Genomic DNA, 17,759 nt, shown 5'->3' on the forward strand with positions numbered 1-17,759 from the left:
GCCCCGGCCTTCGCCGGGGAGCTGTCTGGTTCGATCGCGTCGTCCATCCCAGGCGTTTCTGCCTCGATCTGCTCCTCGACTTCCGCGGCTTTCATCACTTCGGCGCGCAAATTGCCCGGCGCAACGTCAGCCACGGTCTCTGCCGACGGCCCGATCGCCGCCTCATCGCTCTCGCCTTCGGCCGCGTCCGTCTCAATCACCACCAGCGCGGCGCCGATTGACACCTGGTCGCCGACCTCGCCGGCCAGTTCGACCACAATGCCGGCAACCGGCGATTCCATCTCGACCGTCGCCTTGTCGGTCATCATGTCGGCGAGACCCTGATCCTCCTCGACACGGTCGCCAACGGCCACGTGCCACGCGACGATCTCCGCCTCGGAGATGCCTTCCCCGATGTCGGGAAGCTTGAACGTGAAACGTGCCATGTCAGTCCTTCATCACTTTCTTCAGCGCTTCGCCGATCCGGACAGGCCCCGGGAAATAGGCCCATTCCAGGCTGTGCGGATAGGGCGTGTCGAAGCCGGTCACGCGCTCGATCGGCGCCTCGAGATGGTAGAAGCAGCGTTCCTGGACGAGCGCCGACAGTTCGGCGCCGAAGCCGCTGGTACGGGTCGCCTCGTGCACGATCATGCAGCGGCCGGTCTTCTTCACCGATGCCTCGATCGCCTCGATATCGAGCGGCACCAGCGTGCGCAGGTCGATCACCTCGGCATCGACGCCGGCCTCCTCGACCACCGCCAGGCAGACATGCACCATCGTGCCATAGGCCAGGATGGTCAGCGCCTCGCCAGCCCTGACCGTCTTCGCCTTGCCCAGCTCGATCTTGTAATAGCCGGTCGGCACCTCGCCTGCGGCGTGCTGCGACCAGTTCTTGGTCGGGCGATCCCAATGGCCGTCGAACGGGCCATTGTAGATGCGCTTGGGTTCGAAGAAGATCGTCGGATCATTGTCCTCGATCGCGGCGATCAACAGGCCCTTGGCGTCATAGGGCGTGGACGGGATCACCGTCTTCACGCCCGAGACATGGGTGAAGATACCCTCGGGCGACTGGCTGTGCGTCTGGCCGCCGAAGATGCCGCCACCGAAGGGAGAGCGTACCGTGATCGGCGAGGTGAACTCGCCAGCCGAGCGGTAACGCAGCCGCGCCGCTTCCGACACGAGCTGGTCCAGCGCAGGATAGATGTAATCGGCGAACTGGATTTCCGGCACGGGACGCAGGCCATAAGCGCCCATGCCGACCGCGACGCCGATGATGCCGCATTCGGTGATCGGCGTGTCGAACACCCGCTGCTTGCCATATTTCGCCTGCAAGCCCGCGGTCGCGCGGAACACACCGCCGAAATAGCCGACATCTTCGCCCATCACGATCACGTCGGGATCGCGGGCCATCATCACGTCCATGGCGCTGTTGATCGCCTGGATCATGTTCATGCGGGCGGTGCCGTCTTCACCAGCCTCGGGCGCGATGATGTCGGTGGGATCGGTAATGTCGCTCATGACTTGCGTGCCCATGGCCGGCCCGAGGCGGTTTCTTCCGCGAGCATCTGTGCCTGTTGTTCCCTCAGATGCCAGGGCATCTCCTCGAACACGCCGTCGAACAGCGTATCCAGCGGCTGGTGGAGACCGTGACCGAGGATGCCGTTCTGCTCGGCTTCCTTCTGCGCGCGCTTCACTTCCTCGGCGAGCTCGAGATCCTGTGCCGCATGGCGATCCTCGTCCCATTCGCCGATATGGATCAGATGATCCTTCAGCCGCTTGATCGGATCGCCGAGCGGCCAGGCGGTCGGCTCGCCGGCCGAACGATACTGGCCGGGGTCGTCCGAGGTCGAATGGCCTTCGGCGCGATAGGTGAAATGCTCGATCAGGGTAGGTCCCTGATTGGTCCGGGCGCGTTCGGCGGCCCAGGCGGTCGCGGCATAGACGGCGAGCGCATCGTTACCGTCGACGCGGAGACCGGCGATGCCATAGCCGATCGCGCGCGCCGCAAAGGTGGTCGATTCAGCGCCGGCGAATCCGGAGAAGCTCGAGATCGCCCATTGGTTGTTGACGACGTTGAAGATCACCGGCGCGCGGTACACACTGGCGAAGGTGCAGGCCGAATGGAAATCGCCCTCGGCGGTCGAGCCCTCGCCGCACCAGGTGGCGGCAATGCGCGTATCGCCCTTCGCCGCCGAGGCCATCGCCCAGCCGACCGCCTGGGGATATTGCGTGGCGAGGTTGCCGGAAATCGAGAAGAAGCCGGCCTCCTTCACCGAATACATGATCGGCAGCTGCTTGCCCTGAAGACGGTCGCCCTTGTTCGAGTAGATCTGGTTCATCATGTCGACCATCGACCAGCCGCGCGCGATGAGCAGGCCCTGCTGGCGATAGGACGGGAAACACATGTCCTCGTAATCGAGCGCGAAGGCCGCCGAGACGGCGACCGCCTCCTCGCCCAGGCACTTCATGTAGAAGCTGGTCTTGCCCTGGCGCTGGGCGCGGAACATGCGCTCGTCGAACGCGCGGACCAGCGCCATGCTTCGCAGCATGCCGCGAAGCGTATCGGGCGAAAGGCGCGGATTCCACGGGCCGACGGCATTGCCCTCGTCATCGAGCACACGGACAAGCTCATAAGCGAGATCGATGAAGCTTTCTGCCCGGTCGGCGGTGTCGGGCCGGCGGACATCGCCCGCCGCGGGGATCGCAACCTCGGTGAAGTCGACCGTGTCGCCCGGGCGGAACTTGGGTTCCGGCACATAGAGCGACAATGGCTGCAAATTGGCGCGCGGATTGTCGCTTGCCATGCTCTCTCCAATCAATGCGCGTTTCGCGCGTTTGCATGAGGCAACGCACGGATTCGCCGTTCGGAGCCTTGTTATAAAATTTCAAAGCACTTGGCGAGTAGCCCGGCCCCGACGGTCGGCCGATGGCTTAACCCTTCAGTCCCAGGACGTTCACGCGGGAAAAAGCCACCTGCGACCGCCCTTTCGGCTTCCCGTGCAAAAATGCAGGTCGAACCGGCGTTTTGCGGGTTACCGGGCGTCAGTGCCGTCCCGAGCCCTGTCTGCCGGCAGTAGGCGGATCTCGAACAGTTTCGACCAGCGTTTCCCGGTGACGAACAGGCGCTTGCCCGCCGCATCCCAGGCGATGCCATTCAATACGTCATCCCGATCCTGTCCGCCGCTGAGCCGATCGAGGTCGGACAGGTCGATCCAGGCCGTCACGGCGCCGGTCGCCGGATCGATCCGGGCGATCCGGCTGGTCTGCCAGATATTGGCGTAGATCTCTCCGTTCACCCATTCGAGCTCGTTGAGCATCGGCACCGGTTCCCCGTTCGCAGTGACGGTGAGAGCCCGCCGCTCCCGGAAGGTCGCCGGATCGAGGAAATGCAGCACGGGCGTGCCGTCGCTGAGGATCAGGGAGTCGTGGTCATGGGTCAGGCCCCAGCCTTCACCCTTGTAGCTGAACTTCGTGCGCAGCTTCAGCGTGTGCCTGTCCCAGCGATAGCCTGCGCCGTTTTGCCAGGTGACGCCGATGATCTGGTCGCCCCAGTCGACGATTCCCTCGCCGAACACCGTGCCGGGCAGCCGGGCCTGGAGTTCGGCCCGACCGTCCTTGATCCGCACCCGGCGCACTAGCGACTGGCCGCTCAAACCGGAGCTCTCGTACAACGCACCGTCGCGATAGAAGAGGCCTTCGGTGAACATCGTCCGGTCGTGCGGATAGGTCCTGACGATCTCGGCCCGCTGTACCGGCACGCTGTCCTGCGCGGTGATCGGGGAAGCGGCCAGGCATAGGGCGACGAACAGGACGCGATACAGCATCGCAGGGTGTTGCCTGACGACGGGACAAAGCGGAAGAGGGAGATGATCATGGATCGGGCGCGACTCCCCGATTGACTCCCGGCGGCAACCGGAACAAAATGAGAACGAACTCATTCAGCGAGTCGTGTGTTTGTCGTCTGCCGCCGCCCTTTCCGCCTTACGCGAAACCCTGCGCGCGATCGAGAGCGATGGCCTGCGCCGGCGGCCGGTGCTGCCCTTCGGGATCGGCCCGATCGATTCGCGGCTGGCGAACGGCGGCCTGACGCTCGGCGCGCTGCACGAGGTGGCGGCGGCCAGCCCCGGCATGGGCGACGACGCCGCCGCCACCCTGTTCATGACCGGTATCGCCGCCCGCGCCTGGGGGCCGGTGCTGTGGGTGGTCCGCCGGCGGGACCTGTTCGCACCGGGCGTCTACCAGGCAGGCCTCGCGCCGGAGCGTATCCTGTATGCCGAGGCGACCGACGATGCCGAACTGCTTGCGCTGATGGAGGAGGGGCTGCGCCACCGCGGGCTCGGCGCGGTGATCGGCGAGGCGAAGAGCGCCTCCATGACCAATACCCGCCGGCTTCAGCTCGCGGCGGAGGGCGGCAAGACCATCGCCCTGCTGCTCAAGCGCCATGCGCGCGAGGGCGGCAATCCGCTCGCCGTACCGTCGGCCGCGGTGACCCGCTGGCGGATCGCCGCCGCACCCTCGACGCCGCTCCCGGTCGAAGGCGTCGGCTGCCCGCGCTGGCGAGTCGAACTGGTCCGCCAGCGCGGTGGCGAACCTCATCTTTGGACAATGGAGGCATGCGATGAAACGGGTCGCCTCGCTCTACCTGCCCGACTGGCCGATCGATCGGTTGCGGCGGGCGGAACGCACCGCCGCGCCGCCTGAACAGCGCGAGGCAGCACGGCCGGTCATCGATATCAAGACAGCCCCGCGCAACGGCGGCTGGCGCCCCGGCGCGCGTTGGGCACGAGGGGATGAGGGACCGGCGCTGCCACGGTTGAGGAGCGACGATGGCGCCCCTAATTCCTCCCCGGAACGGGGAGGGGGACCATTTGCTCCTTCAGCGAATGGTGGAGGCGGGCCTCCACAAACACTGCGCCCGCTGAAGCCCCCCTCCACCAGCTCCGCTGGTCCCCCTCCCCGTTCCGGGGAGGATCCATTGGTCACCTCCCTCCGCGAGGGCAGCAAGATCCTCGTCGCCGCGACCAGCCAAGCCGCGCATTTGCTCGGCATCCGGGCCGGCATGGCCGTGACCCAGGCACGCGCGCAGGTGCCCGACCTCGATATCCGCCCCGCCGATCCCGCAGGCGACAGAGCCGATCTCGAGCGCCTCGCCATCGCCGCCGCGCGGCGCTGGTCGCCGATCGTCGCGCTGTCGGGCGAGGACGGGCTGTTCGTCGACCTGACCGGCACCGCCCATCTGTTCGGCGGCGAGCGGAAAATGGCGCGGCATATCGTGCGGCTGCTGGCACGCCTCGGCTTCAGGGCCCGGATCGCGGTGGCCGACACGACCGGCGCCGCCTGGGCGCTCGCGCGGCATGGTCCCCAGCCGCGCGACGGCGTGACGATCTGCCCACCCGGCGCTCACGACCGGGCGCTCGCTCCCCTCCCCATCGCCGCGCTGCGCGCCGAGCCCGGCGCGATCGAACTGCTCAAGCGCCTCGGTGTCGAGACGATCGGCGAACTAGCCGCCATGCCCCGCGCGCCGCTCGCGCGCCGGTTCGGCAAGCCGCTGGTGCTGCGCCTCGACCAGGCATGCGGGCGGATCGGCGAGCCGCTCCATCCCGTCATCCCCCCCGAGCATATCGCGGTGATCCAGCGTTTCGCCGAGCCGATCGCGACTGCCGAGGCGATCCAGCACTGGCTGGCGCATCTCATGCCGCGCCTCGTCACCGCGCTGGCGCAAGCCGGCCAGGGCGCACGCTCGATCGAGCTGGTCGCCGACCGGATCGACGGTGTGCCGCAACGGCTGCGCATCGGCCTTGCGCGCCCGAACCGCGACCCGGCGCATCTGCTTCGGCTGATCGTGCGGCGTATCGAGGAGATCGCGCCGGGTTTCGGCATCGACGCGCTGGCGCTGCATGTCCGCCGCGCCGATCCGCTCGGCCCCGTGCCGTTCGAGGAGCAGCTCGAGGAGACGCCGCCCGATATCGCGCCGCTGGTCGATACGCTGGCCAACCGTATCGGCGATGCGCGGCTCTGGCGCAGCCGGCCGGTGGAAAGCGACGTGCCCGAACGATCGGTCGAACCAGCGCCTGCGCTCGACCCGCCCGAGCGCGCCGTCGCGCCGCTCAAGACAGGCGATGTCCGCGAGCTCGATCGCACGCCCGATCTCCATCCCTGGCACCATCGCTGGCCGCGCCCGGTGCGCATGCTGCGGCGGCCCGAGCTGCTCGATCATGTCGTCGCCGAACTGCCCGACCAGCCGCCGCGTCGCTTCACCTGGCGCGGCACGACCCACAAGGTGGTGCGCGCCGACGGCCCCGAGCGCGTCAACGGCGAATGGTGGAAACGCGCAACCGAACGGCATTCGGTCCGCGATTATTTCCGGGTGGAGGACGAGGCCGGTCAGCGCTTCTGGCTGTTCCGCCGCGGCGATGGCGAGCGGGCGGAGACGGGCGACCTCGCCTGGTTCATGCACGGGGCGTTCGGGTGAGCCGCCAATGCTCAATAGGCCGCGTTGACTACCCGAACATGCCCTTGCTCGGCATAGCGAAGGATCCGCCGATCGGCAGTCAGCAACGGACACCCCAGCCATCGAGCCGTCGCTATGATGATGCGATCGCTCGGATCACCATGGATATCGCCAGGCAGGCTTCCGGCATCCATCGCAATGACCGGTTCCAGCGCGGCAAGTCGAATGCCGGGAAGACCAAGCGTGTTGTCCATCCAATCCCGGAGTGGCCGCCCCAGTTCAAGCCTCCCCTTGTCGACCAGCATCGACATTTCCCATGGCGTTATCGACGCAACATAAGCCGCTTTCGCTCGCTGCGCCTGTTCGATCAGTGCCCTGCTGTTCAAGCCCAGATCCCGTCTATTCTGCACGGCCCAGATCAGCGCATGCGTATCCAGAAGGATCAAAGCAGATCGTCCCAGGCAGCAGGGTTGTCAGCGTCCACTTCGGACAAATCCACGGCGGGGCTGAAGGGGTCGTCAAGACGATATTCTGGCGATTCCATATATCCGATCAAGGAAACGAAGGTCGCATCTTCCTTGGCCGCCGACAGCACGGCAACCGGCTTGCCGCGTTTGGTGATGGTGATCGATTCACCGTCGGCCTGCATCTCATCGATGAGCTTCAGGCATTTCGCCTTGAACTCGGCAGCGCCCACATATTTCGTCATCGCCACCTCCAACCTGTACATCTCATATAGTCACATTGGCACCTGTCGCCAATGACCTATTCCGAGCTTCAGGTGACCACTCACTTTTCCTTTCTGCGCGGCGCCTCTTCACCCGAAGAGTTGTTCGAGGCAGCCGCCAAGGCAAGAATGCCCGCACTCGGCATCACCGATCGCAATTCGGTCGGCGGCGTGGTGCGTGCGCTTGTCGCGGCCGAGCAGATAACGGAACAGGGCTATCCGATCCGCATGGTCGCCGGCTGTCGGCTCGACCTGATCGACGGCACCTCCCTCCTCGTCTGGCCCGAGGATCGCCCCGCCTGGAGCCGCCTCACCCGCCTGCTCACGCTCGGCAAGGGGCGCGCCAATGCCCAGAAGGGCGAGAAGGGCCAGTGCTTCCTGCATTGGGAGGATGTGGCGGCGCATGCGGCGGGACTGGTCGGCGCCCTGGTGCCCGGCATGACCGAGACCTTCGCGGAAGATCAGCTCGCGCTGCGCTGGATGGCGGATGTGTTCGGCAAGCGCGGGCACCTCTGCCTGACGCAGCATCGCAGGCCGGGCGATCCTTTGCGGTTGCACCTGCTGGCGGAGAAAGCACACCAGTTCGGCCTGATCCCGCTCGCCACCGGCGACGTGCTCTATGCCACGCCCGACCAGCGCATGTTGCAGGATGTCGTCACCGCGATCCGCAGCAAATGCACGATCGACGATCTGGGTTTCCGCCGCGAACGCAGTGCAGACCGGCACCTCAAATCACCCGAGGAGATGGCACGACGCTTCAAGCGTTATCCTGAAGCGCTCGCTGCGACCGAGGCGATCGTCGAGCGCTGCACCTTCTCGTTGCGCGATCTGAAGGAGCAATATCGCTATCCAGACGAAGTGGTGATCAGTGGAAGGACGCCGCAGGACGCGCTGGCGAAGATGGCGCGGACGGCACTGGCGGAAAGATTCGAAGGAGAAGCAGTTCCTTCCGCCTATACCAATTTGCTGGAGCACGAACTCGCACTGGTCGAGAAGATGGGATACGCGCCCTATTTTCTGACCGTGAACTCGATCGTGCGGTTCGCGCGCAGTCAGGAGATATTGTGCCAGGGTCGCGGTTCGGCGGCCAATTCGGTGATCTGCTTCGTGTTGGGCATCACCTCGATCGACCCGGTCAAGCACAAGCTGCTGTTCGAGCGCTTTATCTCGACTTCACGCCATGAGCCGCCCGATATCGATGTCGATTTCGAGCATGAGCGCCGCGAGGAAGTGATCCAATGGATCTACGAGACGTACGGCGAGAACCACGCCGCGCTGACCGCAGTGGTGAGCCGCTTCCGCACGCGCGGCGCGATCCGCGAGGCCGGCAAGGCGCTTGGCCTGTCCGAGGACATGACCGCAGCGCTCTCGGGACAGGTCTGGGGCTGGTCGAGCGATGGCCTGCCTGCCGAGCATGTCGAGGCGCTCAACCTCGATCCTACCGAACAACGCCTTGCGCTGACGCTCGACCTGGCGAAACAGCTGATCGGCACGCCACGCCATTTGTCGCAGCACCCCGGCGGCTTCGTGCTTGCCCAGGGTCGCCTCGACGAGCTGCTGCCGGTCGAGCCCGCCGCGATGATCGATCGGCGCGTGGTCGAATGGGAAAAGCTGGACGTGGAGGAGCTCGGCCTGATGAAGGTCGATATCCTGGGCCTCGGCATGCTCGGCTGCATGCGCCGCACCTTCGACTTGCTGCGCGAGCACAAGACCGTCCATCTGCGGCTGGACAATGCGGTGCTGCAGGATCGGGACCCTGAAACCTTCGCGATGATCTGCACGGCGGATACGCTCGGCGTATTCCAGATCGAAAGCCGGGCACAGATGTCGATGCTGCCTCGCATGCGCCCTGATAATCTCTACGACATCGCCATCCAGGTTGCGATCGTCCGGCCCGGGCCGATCCAGGGCGACATGGTGCACCCCTATCTCAAGCGGCGCGAGCAGAAGGAGCCGATCGAATATCCGAGCCCTGCGCTGGAAGAGGTGCTGAAGAAGACCCTGGGGGTACCGTTGTTTCAGGAACAGGCGATGCAGGTCGCGATCGTTGGCGCCGGATTCTCCGCGAGCGAAGCGGATCGGCTCCGCCGGGCGATGGCGACGTTCAAGCAGACCGGCGGTGTCGGCAAGTTCCGCGAGCCGCTGATCAACGGCATGCTCGAACGCGGCATCTCGCTCGATTTCGCCGAACGGCTGGTCAAGCAGATCGAAGGCTTCGGAAGCTACGGCTTTCCGGAGAGCCACGCGGCCAGCTTCGCCAAGATCGCCTATGCCTCGTCCTGGATGAAGTGCCACCACCCGGACATCTTCTGCACCGCGTTGCTCAACGCGCAGCCGATGGGCTTCTACGCGCCGGCGCAGATCATCCGCGATGCGCGCGAGCATGGGGTCGAGGCACTGCCGGTGTGCATCAACCGCAGCGACTGGGACACGATCGTCGTCCCGGGCATGTCGAATACTCGTCCGCGCGATTCACGGTTCTGGGGCACCGACGAGGACTGGCAGACACTGCTGCCGATCAGGCTCGGCATGCGGATCGTTCTGGGGCTTGATGCCAAGGAAGCGAAGAAGCTGCTGGACGCACGCATCACGGGTCCGTTTACGTCGATCGAGGATGCATGGCGGCGGTCCGGCGTAAAACCCGCAGCGCTGGAGAAGCTTGCCCGGGCCGATGCGTTCCAGTGCCTCGGCCTGAACCGGCGTGAAGCGCTCTGGGCGATCAAGGGTCTTGGGCAAGCACCGCTACCGCTGCTGACCGCCGCCGACACGCGCGCGGGTGCCATCGTGCCTGAATCGCACGAGCCAGCCGTCGCGCTGACCCCGCTTACCGCCGGCCGCGAGGTGGTGGAGGACTATCGCGCGACTCAAATGACCTTGCGCAATCACCCGCTGCATTTCCTGCGCAACGAACTCGACCTGCTGCGTATCCGTCGATGCGGCGATCTCAAGACCTTGAAGGACGGCACACGGGTGGAGATCGCGGGGATCATCCTAGTCCGTCAGCGACCGGGCAGCGCGAATGGCGTCGTCTTCGTGACGCTGGAGGACGAGACCGGTATCGCCAATGCGATCCTGTGGAAGGACCGGTTCGAGGCGCAGCGCCGCATCCTGATGTCCGCCTCGATGATCAGCGTGGTCGGCCGTGTGCAGAGCGAAAGCGGCGTGATCCATGTCGTCGCCGACCGGATCGTGGATCACACCCATTTGCTGCGCGGCATCGGCGACCTGGATCTGCCCAATATGACCATGCCCGGCGATGGGGCGACGCATGGCGGCACGATCGACCCGCGCGACCGGCCGAGATTGCCGCTGTTCGGGGGTGCGCTCGAAGACGTGATCCCGATCAAGTCGCACGATTTCCACTGAACTTGTTCCTCCCCGAGCTTGTTAGGGGAGGGGGACCATTCGCCGGAAGAAGCGGGCGGTCCCCCTCCCCGGTTCCCGGGGGAGGAATTCAAGTCATTCCACCGTCTGTTCGATCACCCCGAAGATCGGATGATGTTTGTCGTCCTCCGCCCAGATTCGGACTGTATCGCCCTTTTTCAGGAACGGCGTCACGGCCGCCCCGCCGCGGATCGTCTCGACCGTGCGGACTTCGGCCAGGCAGGAATAGCCCACACCGCCATCGGCGATCGGCCTGCCCGGGCCGCCATCGGCGTCGCGGTTGGAGACGGTGCCGGAGCCGATGATCGTCCCCGCGCCCAGCGCCCGCGTCTTCGCGGCATGGGCGATCAGCGTACCGAAATCGAAAGTCATGTCCTCGCCGGCCTCGGCCCGGCCGAACGCCTGGCCGTTCAGGTCGACCATCAGCTTGCGGTGGAGCTTGCCGTCCTTCCACCAGTCGCCCAGCGAATCGGGCGTTACGAATACCGGCGAGAAGGCGCTGGCCGGCTTTGACTGAAAGAAGCCGAAGCCCTTGGCCAACTCGCCCGGGATGAGGTTGCGCAAGCTGACGTCGTTGGTCAGGCCGACCAGCAACACTGCCTCGAGCGCTTGCTCACGGCTCGCGCCCTGCGGCACGTCGCCCGTCACCACCACCACTTCGGCTTCGAGATCGGCGCCCCAGCTTTCGTCGCCCAGCGGGATCGGATCGCGCGGCCCGAGAAAGCCGTCTGAACCGCCCTGATACATCAATGGATCGTGCCAGAAGGTCTCGGGCATCTCGGCCCCGCGCGCCTGCCGCACCAGCGCGACATGATTCACATAGGCGGAGCCGTCAGCCCATTGATACGCCCGCGGCAACGGAGCCGCCGCGCCGTGTTCGTGGAAGCGGCGCATCGGGATCATCTCATGGTCGAGATCGGTCGCAAGGTTGCGCAGATCGGGCAGCAGCCGATCCCAGTCGTCGAGCGCCGCCTGCAATGTCGGGGCGATGTGCCCGGCATCGGCATACCAGGCCAGGTCGTTCGAAACGACGACGAGCTTGCCGTCGCGTCCATGCTTTAGGCTGGCCAGTTTCATGCACTCTCCTGTGTTTCCGTGCGAGCATAGTCCGATCGTCCGGGCTGTCGAGCGCCAGCGCACTTGACGTTCGCGTAAACTGCCCGCAACCTCCGTCAAAACATATCAGGAGAGAAGAATGTCCCTCGACACCGTGCAAGGCCGCTTCGCCTATACCGAGGATCATGAGGCGTTCCGCCAGAGCGTGCGCAGCTTCCTGCAAAAGGAAGCGGTGCCGCATGTCGCCGAATGGGAAGAGGCCGGCATCGTCGACAAGTCGGTCTGGACCAAGGCCGGCGCGATCGGGATGCTCTGCCCCACCGTGCCGGAGGCATATGGCGGGCTGGGGCTCGACTTCGGCTATAACGCCATCATCGACGAGGAGATCAGCTACGCCGGTACGCCGCTCGGCTTCTCGCTCCAGTCCGACATCGTCTGCGACTATATCATCCAGTACGGCTCCGAAGAGCAGAAGAAGCAGTGGCTGCCGCGCCTCGTCTCGGGTGAGACGATCACCGCCATCGCGATGACCGAGCCGGGCACCGGATCCGACCTGCAGGGCATCCGCACGAGCGCCAAGAAGGACGGCAACCATTATGTCGTCAACGGCTCCAAGACCTATATCACCAACGGCCAGAATGCCGACCTGATCCTGGTCGTCGCCAAGACCGATCCCGACGCGACGCCAGCCTATAAGGGCATGTCGATCATCCTCATCGAAAGCGACCGGGAAGGCTTCAAGCGCGGGCGCAATCTCGACAAGATCGGCCAGGACGCGGCGGATACGTCCGAACTCTTCTTCGAAGACGTCCGCGTGCCGATGACCAATTGCCTGGGCGAGGAAGGCAAGGGCTTCATCTATCTCATGAGCCAGTTGCCGCAGGAGCGGCTGTCGATCGCGGTCGGCGTCCAGGCGTCGGCGCAAAAGGCGTTCGACGAGACGGTCGCTTTCACCAAGGAGCGCAAGGCATTTGCCGGGGTAGTGTTCGATTTCCAGAATACCCGCTTCATCCTCGCGGATCTCAAGGCGAAGCTCCAGGTCGGCTGGGCGCATCTCGACTGGGCGATCCGGCGGCATCTGGCGGGCGAGCTGACCCCGACCGAGGGCGCCGCTGCCAAGCTGTGGCATACCGAGCTGCAATGGGAGGTGATGGACAAGTGCCTCCAGCTCCATGGCGGTGCCGGCTATATGAACGAATATCCGATCGCCCGGGCTTGGCGCGGGGCGCGGGTGAGCCGGATCTATGGCGGGACCAACGAAATCATGAAGGAGCTGATCGGGCGGTCGCTCTGATGTGATCCCCCATCCGCGTCCGGATTTGAGGGCAGGCCTTGCGCCTGCCCCCGTCTGCAAGCGGTGGGGATCCTGGACGCTTAAAGACGCAACCTCAGTACGGCGCCACCAACCGGAACGCTTCACGGACCTTGGCGTCGACCATCGGCTTGCCCAGCACGATCGTCGGCGGGCCACAATGCCCGCAGGCCTCCGGCGTAGCGGTGATGAAGATCACCGGCAGCGGCCCCATCTCGTACTGGATCGCCTCGACGGCCCCTGGCCCGGTGCCCTGGCGTAGCATCACGTCGGACATGATCACGTCCGGCCGTCGCTCGCGCGCCGCATCGACGGCCTCGCGCTCGGTTTCGGCAAAGGAAAAAGTCGTCGCCCCTGCCGTTTCGAGCATCTCCTGCAGGTCGAGCGCGATCAGCGCTTCGTCCTCGATGATCAAAACATGGCACACGGGCAGTCTCCTGACCGATGTTAACGTACCACATCACTAAACGGGTACGCGTCGGGAGGTTTTATTCCGTGGGTCGGGGCGCCGGCATCAGGAAGGTGAAGCGCGTCTGCATCGGGGACGAGGCGACACTGAGCGATCCGCCATGCGCGCGGGCGATCTCGGAAGCGATATAAAGGCCGAGACCGAGGCCCGCCTGATCAGGTCGCACCGCGCCGCGCGCAAAGGGCTGGAACAGGCGCTCGATCGCGGCTGGCGGGATTTCCTCGCCGGCATTGCTCACCGACAACTCGAACATGTCGCCGCGCGTCGCCGCATGAACCAGCACCGGCTGGTCGGCCGCGCCATGGGTCAGCGCATTGCCAAGCAGGTTGGACAGGAGCTGCGACATCCTGCCGCGGTCGCAATCCACCTCCTGGTCCAGATCGATCACCGCCTCGACCTGCTGGTCCGGATGGCTGGCGCGAAGCTCGTCGATCACCTGGCGCAGGACCGGCCCGAGTTGCACCGGTGCACGCTGCAACGTCACGCCGCCGCCCAGACGGCCGCGCGCGAGATCGAGCACATTATCGATCAGCGCTGCCATGCGCGCGACGCTGTTCTGCATCAGGCCAAGCACCCTGGTCGCTTTTTCGGGCGACGGATCGCGCGAAAGAAGCCGCGTGCCCGCATCGATAGAGGCGAGCGGGTTGCGCAGGTCATGGCCGAGCACGGCGATGAACTGCTCGCGCAACTCGGCGGTCCTGCGCTCGTCTAACAGGCTCGCCGCGCTCCGCTCGATCTGCGCCTGGGCGTCGAGATGAAAGGCGATCATGTCGGCGAACATGCGGAACATGCCGATCGTCTCGGGATTGTCGACCTGCGCCGGCCGCGGATCGATCGCGCAGAGCGTGCCGAAGAAGCGCCCGTCGGGCAGGATGATCGGCATCGAGATGTAGCTTTCGAAGCCGTACATCGCGGGGGTTTGGTGGTGTCTGAAATCGGGGTGCCGGGCGACATGATCGATCGCCACGCCTTCACGGCTGTCGCGGATCTCGTTGCATATCGTCGTCTCGAGTTTCAGCTCGCCACCGGGCGCCAGACCAAAGGCAATATCGTCCCGCACGCGGCAGGCGATCCAGCGCTCCTCGGTGACACGTGCGACGGCGGCGAAACCCATGCCAGTGGTGCGGCATATGACGTCGAGGATCGTCGGCACCGCCTCGATTCGGTCGATCGCGGCGATATCGAGCGCAAAAGGCGATGGCTGAGCGGAGTCCCCTGTTCCCACGAGCACAGTCTAGGCCCGATCAGCGTGCGCGTCACCCCGCAGAACGCTGATGCGGATCAAGCGGGCGCGGTTCGCGGTCGACCATGCGCGCAGCGGCGCGGCCAAAGCCGTTTCGCCACCGATATTGACTTTTTGCGCCGCAACATACATATGCCGCCCATCGAGGCGTCATGCAGCGTGATCGGATCTTAGGGTCCAGGCTCCGCCTCGGTCGTTTTTAACGGGCTTCCCTTTTCACGCGGGGTGTCATTCTCCCCCGCCACTCGTGCGTCCGCCGGACTCGCGAGCCCGGCTAATATTGGACTAAACTACCATGTCTTTCGCACATCTCGGCCTCGCCGAGCCGCTCGTCCGCGCGCTCGAAGCCAAGGGCTACACCACCCCCACCCCGATCCAGAAGCAGTCGATCCCGACCCTGCTCGACGGCCGCGACCTTCTCGGCATCGCGCAGACCGGCACCGGCAAGACCGCCGCGTTCGTCCTTCCCTCCATCCAGCGCCTCGTCAACGCGCCCAAGAACGTGCTGCCGACTCATTGCCGCATGCTCGTTCTCGCGCCGACCCGCGAACTGGCCAGCCAGATCGCCGACAGCGCCCGTGATTACGGCAAGTTCTCGAAGATGTCGGTCGCAACCGTGTTCGGCGGCACCAGCATCAACAAGAACCGCCAGGACATGGCCCGCGGCATCGACATCCTCGTCGCAACGCCGGGCCGCCTGCTCGACCTGATCGAGCAGCGTTTCGTCAGCCTGGCGACGCTCGAGATCCTCGTCCTCGACGAGGCCGACCAGATGCTCGACCTCGGCTTCATCCACGCGCTGCGCAAGATCGTGAAGATGGTGCCGCGCGATCGCCAGACCCTGTTCTTCTCGGCGACCATGCCCAATGCGATCCGCGAGCTGGCCGACCAGTTCCTGAAGGACCCGGCGACCGTGAAGGTCGCGCCGGTATCGACCACCGCGGAGCGCGTCGAGCAGTATGCTACGCTCGTCAACCAGTCGGAAAAGCAGGCGCTGCTCACCATCCATCTCCGCAACCCGGAGATCGAGCGCTGTCTGGTCTTCACCCGCACCAAGCATGGCGCCGACCGCGTCGTGAAGCTGCTCGGCCATGCCGGCGTCGCCGCCAACGCGATCCATGGCAACAAGAGCCAGCCGCAGCGCGAGCGCGCGCTGGGCGAGTTCAAGTCCGGTAAGGTCAAGGTGCTGATCGCGACCGACATCGCCGCGCGCGGCATCGACGTGTCGGGCGTGAGCCACGTCTTCAACTTCGAGCTGCCGAACGTGCCCGAGCAATATGTCCACCGCATCGGCCGCACCGCGCGTGCCGGCGCGTCGGGCGTGGCGATCAGCTTCGTGGCGGATGACGAGAAGTCCTATCTCCGCGACATCGAGCGGCTCACCCGCGTGAAGCCGACCGCCATGCCGCTGCCAGAAGGCTTCCTGGCCGAGGCAGCGAAGATCAAGGCGAACCGCCCCGCCGGTTCGGACGACGATCGCCGCCGCGACGATTCGGGCCGTCACCGTGCGCCGCCACGTGCGACCCACGCCGCGCGCCCGACCGGTGCGCGTCCCGAGGGCCAGGGCCGCCCCCAGGGTGCCCGTCCCGAAGGTGCCGGTCGTCCGCAGGGCGCCCGTCCCGAGGGTGGCAATCGCCCGTATAATGCAGGCCGCCCCAATGGCGGTGGCCGTCCCGGTGGCCAGGGTCGTCCCGGCGGCGGCGGTCGCCCCGGTGGCGCCGGCCGCAGCCATTCGGGCGGCGGTCGCCGTTCGCCCGCAGCGGGCTGATAACGGCCCAAGGATATAAGCGACGTCCTGAGGGGTTGAGGCGGGGAAGCCCGAGGAGACCTTCATGGACGTCGCCACTACCCCCATCGCAGAACGCATCGCCCGCGTCCTTGCTGGGCAGCGCATCAGCGCCAATGCCGAAGGCGATACCGAATCCGCCGCCGACGCGGTCGAGCGCGCGTGGAAAGATCATCTGAGCGACGCCGTCGCGGTGCTGCACACGTTGCGGGCACCGGATGAGGCGATGGCGGCTGCCGGCGACGTGGCCATCTGGGAACGGATGGTGCTGGCAGCGCTTGAAGCTACCAAACCCGAGACGGTGATCCTTTAATCCTCCCCGGAACGGCAGGGGAATCGCATATGGCGATAAGGGTCTGGCGCAGTTTGCCAGATTGGATTCTGTATCGTCTCCTGGATTGCCTGGGAGGAGCAGATGCGGGGTTTCCAAGAGCTATTCGAGGTTGTGCCGGACCCTCGTCGTGCGAATGTCAGTCATGCCTTGCCGGACATATTGCTGATAGCGTTTGCAGCGGTGCTGTGCGGGGCGGAGACGTGCGTCGATATCGCCGAATTTGGCGAAGCGAAGCTGGAGGCAAGTCGCTGCGCGGGGCAGTCGACACCGCCCGTCGCACCATGCCGTTGCATCTGGTGACAGCCTGGGCGGCTGATCATCGGCTGGTCCTGAGCCAATGCCGTGCTCCCAATCGCAGCGAGGTCACCGCAGCCCGCGAGATTATCGCCCTGCTGGATCTGACGGGCTGCACCGTGACCGCCGATGCCTTGCATGCCAGCCGCAAGACAGTCTCCGCCATTCGGGCGCGTGGCGGCGATTATGCCCTGATCATCAAGGGCAATCGTGGTCCGCTATATGATGCGATCCAGGATTTGCTGGCCAACCCCGATCCCGCCCAAGCCGCCAGCACAAGTGAAACCGCCCATGGCCGCTATGAGGAACGCCGGGCATGGGTGGCAGTCACGCCACCTGAATGGGCACAGCAATATGGCTTCGAAGACCTCTGCGCCGTCGCCCGGATCGACAGCCTGCGCCGCATCAAAGGGCACGAGCAGACCGATACCCGCTACGCCGTCTTCTCGCGCCTCTTGCCGCCAGACGAGGCCTTGCGGGTGATCAGGGCGCACTGGACCATCGAGAACCAGCAGCATTGGTTGCTCGACGTCGCCTTCGGGGAAGATCGCATCCACACTCGATCCGACCACTGCGCCGAAAACCTTGCCCTGCTACGCCGGCTCGCCCTCAACCTGCTCCAGCACGATCCTGCCAAACTCTCCATCCGCGCCAAAATCAAACGCGCTGGCTGGAGCAATGGATACCTCTCATCGCTTCTCGCTCAAATGCGATAGCCCTGCCC

At 65.5% G+C, this 17,759-nt stretch carries 17 protein-coding genes; 8 read left to right on the top strand and 9 right to left on the bottom strand.

Annotation, left to right across the window (positions count from 1 at the left end; all coding sequences use genetic code 11):
• The 4 genes from AC1DT7_RS23715 to AC1DT7_RS23730 form a co-directional block, all read right to left on the bottom strand.
• Positions 1–425 (bottom strand): biotin/lipoyl-containing protein (locus AC1DT7_RS23715; RefSeq protein ID WP_478038727.1); only part of this gene is annotated, 425 nt, incomplete at its 3' end.
• Between the two features lies 1 nt (position 426).
• The gene (locus AC1DT7_RS23720) at positions 427–1,431 is read right to left on the bottom strand and encodes an alpha-ketoacid dehydrogenase subunit beta (RefSeq protein ID WP_478038750.1); all 1,005 of its coding nucleotides are present in this window, start codon (positions 1,429–1,431) and stop codon (positions 427–429) included.
• A 62-nt stretch (positions 1,432–1,493) separates the two neighbouring features.
• Positions 1,494–2,783, bottom strand: a complete 1,290-nt coding sequence (locus AC1DT7_RS23725) for a thiamine pyrophosphate-dependent enzyme (RefSeq protein WP_478038728.1) — start codon at positions 2,781–2,783, stop codon at positions 1,494–1,496.
• 228 nt (positions 2,784–3,011) lie between these two features.
• A complete protein-coding gene (locus AC1DT7_RS23730; RefSeq protein WP_478038729.1) occupies positions 3,012–3,803 on the bottom strand; it encodes a glutaminyl-peptide cyclotransferase in 792 nt (263 codons plus the stop codon).
• Positions 3,804–3,933: 130 nt separating this feature from the next.
• Here AC1DT7_RS23730 and AC1DT7_RS23735 point away from each other — a divergent pair, with 130 nt between their 5' ends.
• Together AC1DT7_RS23735 and AC1DT7_RS23740 are read left to right on the top strand one after the other, a co-directional pair.
• A complete protein-coding gene (locus AC1DT7_RS23735; RefSeq protein WP_478038730.1) occupies positions 3,934–4,680 on the top strand; it encodes an ImuA family protein in 747 nt (248 codons plus the stop codon).
• Positions 4,681–4,954: 274 nt separating this feature from the next.
• Positions 4,955–6,451, top strand: coding sequence for a DUF6504 family protein (locus AC1DT7_RS23740; RefSeq protein ID WP_478038732.1), 1,497 nt, complete (start codon positions 4,955–4,957; stop codon positions 6,449–6,451).
• A gap of 11 nt (positions 6,452–6,462) precedes the next feature.
• Here AC1DT7_RS23740 and AC1DT7_RS23745 read toward each other — a convergent pair whose 3' ends face one another.
• Together AC1DT7_RS23745 and AC1DT7_RS23750 are read right to left on the bottom strand one after the other, a co-directional pair.
• A complete protein-coding gene (locus AC1DT7_RS23745; RefSeq protein ID WP_478038734.1) occupies positions 6,463–6,876 on the bottom strand; it encodes a type II toxin-antitoxin system VapC family toxin in 414 nt (137 codons plus the stop codon).
• A complete protein-coding gene (locus AC1DT7_RS23750; RefSeq protein WP_478038751.1) occupies positions 6,873–7,145 on the bottom strand; it encodes a type II toxin-antitoxin system Phd/YefM family antitoxin in 273 nt (90 codons plus the stop codon). Before AC1DT7_RS23750 ends, AC1DT7_RS23745 begins: the two co-directional genes overlap by 4 nt.
• A 45-nt stretch (positions 7,146–7,190) precedes the next feature.
• On the opposite strand from AC1DT7_RS23750, the gene AC1DT7_RS23755 reads away from it, so the two are divergent.
• Positions 7,191–10,523, top strand: a complete 3,333-nt coding sequence (locus tag AC1DT7_RS23755) for an error-prone DNA polymerase (RefSeq protein ID WP_478038736.1) — start codon at positions 7,191–7,193, stop codon at positions 10,521–10,523.
• A gap of 93 nt (positions 10,524–10,616) precedes the next feature.
• Here AC1DT7_RS23755 and AC1DT7_RS23760 read toward each other — a convergent pair whose 3' ends face one another.
• Positions 10,617–11,618, bottom strand: a complete 1,002-nt coding sequence (locus AC1DT7_RS23760; RefSeq protein ID WP_478038738.1) for a fumarylacetoacetate hydrolase family protein — start codon at positions 11,616–11,618, stop codon at positions 10,617–10,619.
• Between the two features lie 118 nt (positions 11,619–11,736).
• On the opposite strand from AC1DT7_RS23760, the gene AC1DT7_RS23765 reads away from it, so the two are divergent.
• Entirely contained in the window at positions 11,737–12,891 is a 1,155-nt protein-coding gene (locus AC1DT7_RS23765; protein WP_478038740.1) for an acyl-CoA dehydrogenase family protein, read from the top strand.
• A 94-nt stretch (positions 12,892–12,985) separates the two neighbouring features.
• Here AC1DT7_RS23765 and AC1DT7_RS23770 read toward each other — a convergent pair whose 3' ends face one another.
• Positions 12,986–13,336, bottom strand: coding sequence for a response regulator (locus tag AC1DT7_RS23770; protein ID WP_478038741.1), 351 nt, complete (start codon positions 13,334–13,336; stop codon positions 12,986–12,988).
• Positions 13,337–13,397: 61 nt separating this feature from the next.
• Entirely contained in the window at positions 13,398–14,603 is a 1,206-nt protein-coding gene (locus AC1DT7_RS23775; protein WP_478038743.1) for a GAF domain-containing sensor histidine kinase, read from the bottom strand.
• A 313-nt stretch (positions 14,604–14,916) separates the two neighbouring features.
• Between AC1DT7_RS23775 and AC1DT7_RS23780 the strand changes: the two genes are divergently transcribed.
• From AC1DT7_RS23780 to AC1DT7_RS23795, 4 genes are all read left to right on the top strand, one after another.
• The gene (locus AC1DT7_RS23780; RefSeq protein ID WP_478038744.1) at positions 14,917–16,389 is read left to right on the top strand and encodes a DEAD/DEAH box helicase; all 1,473 of its coding nucleotides are present in this window, start codon (positions 14,917–14,919) and stop codon (positions 16,387–16,389) included.
• 64 nt (positions 16,390–16,453) lie between these two features.
• Positions 16,454–16,720 (top strand): hypothetical protein, encoded by a 267-nt coding sequence (locus AC1DT7_RS23785; RefSeq protein WP_478038745.1) that lies wholly within the window; start codon positions 16,454–16,456, stop codon positions 16,718–16,720.
• A 102-nt stretch (positions 16,721–16,822) separates the two neighbouring features.
• Positions 16,823–17,041 carry a transposase family protein gene (locus AC1DT7_RS23790; protein ID WP_478038747.1) on the top strand — a complete coding sequence of 73 codons (219 nt, stop codon included), beginning with the start codon at positions 16,823–16,825 and terminating at the stop codon, positions 17,039–17,041.
• Positions 16,942–17,751 carry an ISAs1 family transposase gene (locus AC1DT7_RS23795; RefSeq protein WP_478038749.1) on the top strand — a complete coding sequence of 270 codons (810 nt, stop codon included), beginning with the start codon at positions 16,942–16,944 and terminating at the stop codon, positions 17,749–17,751. Before AC1DT7_RS23790 ends, AC1DT7_RS23795 begins: the two co-directional genes overlap by 100 nt.
• Positions 17,752–17,759 lie beyond the last annotated feature (8 nt).

Source organism: Sphingomonas sp. P3_C6, assembly GCF_056402595.1.

What these genes read in the sequence shown, in the direction of transcription:
- AC1DT7_RS23720 (WP_478038750.1), bottom strand. Translation starts at nt 1,431, where the DNA reads ATGAACATGATCCAGGCGATCAACAGCGCCATGGACGTGATGATGGCC.
- AC1DT7_RS23725 (WP_478038728.1), bottom strand. Translation starts at nt 2,783, where the DNA reads ATGGCAAGCGACAATCCGCGCGCCAATTTGCAGCCATTGTCGCTCTAT.
- AC1DT7_RS23730 (WP_478038729.1), bottom strand. Translation starts at nt 3,803, where the DNA reads ATGCTGTATCGCGTCCTGTTCGTCGCCCTATGCCTGGCCGCTTCCCCG.
- AC1DT7_RS23755 (WP_478038736.1), top strand. Translation starts at nt 7,191, where the DNA reads ATGACCTATTCCGAGCTTCAGGTGACCACTCACTTTTCCTTTCTGCGC.
- AC1DT7_RS23760 (WP_478038738.1), bottom strand. Translation starts at nt 11,618, where the DNA reads ATGAAACTGGCCAGCCTAAAGCATGGACGCGACGGCAAGCTCGTCGTC.
- AC1DT7_RS23765 (WP_478038740.1), top strand. Translation starts at nt 11,737, where the DNA reads ATGTCCCTCGACACCGTGCAAGGCCGCTTCGCCTATACCGAGGATCAT.
- AC1DT7_RS23780 (WP_478038744.1), top strand. Translation starts at nt 14,917, where the DNA reads ATGTCTTTCGCACATCTCGGCCTCGCCGAGCCGCTCGTCCGCGCGCTC.
- AC1DT7_RS23785 (WP_478038745.1), top strand. Translation starts at nt 16,454, where the DNA reads ATGGACGTCGCCACTACCCCCATCGCAGAACGCATCGCCCGCGTCCTT.
- AC1DT7_RS23790 (WP_478038747.1), top strand. Translation starts at nt 16,823, where the DNA reads ATGCGGGGTTTCCAAGAGCTATTCGAGGTTGTGCCGGACCCTCGTCGT.